The following is a 516-nucleotide window of genomic DNA, read 5'->3' on the forward strand; positions in this document are numbered from 1 at the left end:
GCAACTCCACCCGATCCGCACCCAACACCACACCACGATGCTCAAAAGCCGACCGTGACACCGCGAGGGCGTGGCCCACGGCCGCCAGGTCGGCGTCGTCGGTGAGGTGGTCGTGCAGAAGCCGCGCCTGGGCGGCGAGCGCCTCGGGGGTGCGGCCCGACAGCGGCCATGGCACGACCGGCAGGTCCGGTGCTGCCTCGTTCCCGGTGTGGTCCGATTCCTGGGCGGGCGGTTCTTCGAGCACGACGTGCGCGTTGGTCCCGCTGACGCCGAACGACGACACACCCGCCCGCCACGGAGAGCCCGTCTCGGGCCAGTCCCGGGCTTCGGTCAGCACCTCCACCGCGCCCGCCGACCAGTCAACGTGCGGGGAGATTTCATCCACGTGCAGCGTGCGCGGCAGTACGCCGTGCCGCATCGCCTGCACCATCTTGATCACACCGGCGACCCCGGCCGCGGCCTGGGCGTGCCCGATGTTCGACTTCACCGAACCCAACAACAACGGCCGCTCACGAT

General features: G+C 70.5%; 1 protein-coding gene. It reads right to left on the minus strand.

The features are described 5' to 3' along the window. Positions 1–516: ketoacyl-synthetase C-terminal extension domain-containing protein (locus PJ985_RS23295; protein ID WP_271685867.1), on the minus strand; the 516-nt coding region annotated here is incomplete at both ends.

The sequence above is a fragment of the Streptomyces sp. ACA25 genome, assembly GCF_028200735.1.
GTDB lineage: Bacteria > Actinomycetota > Actinomycetes > Streptomycetales > Streptomycetaceae > Streptomyces.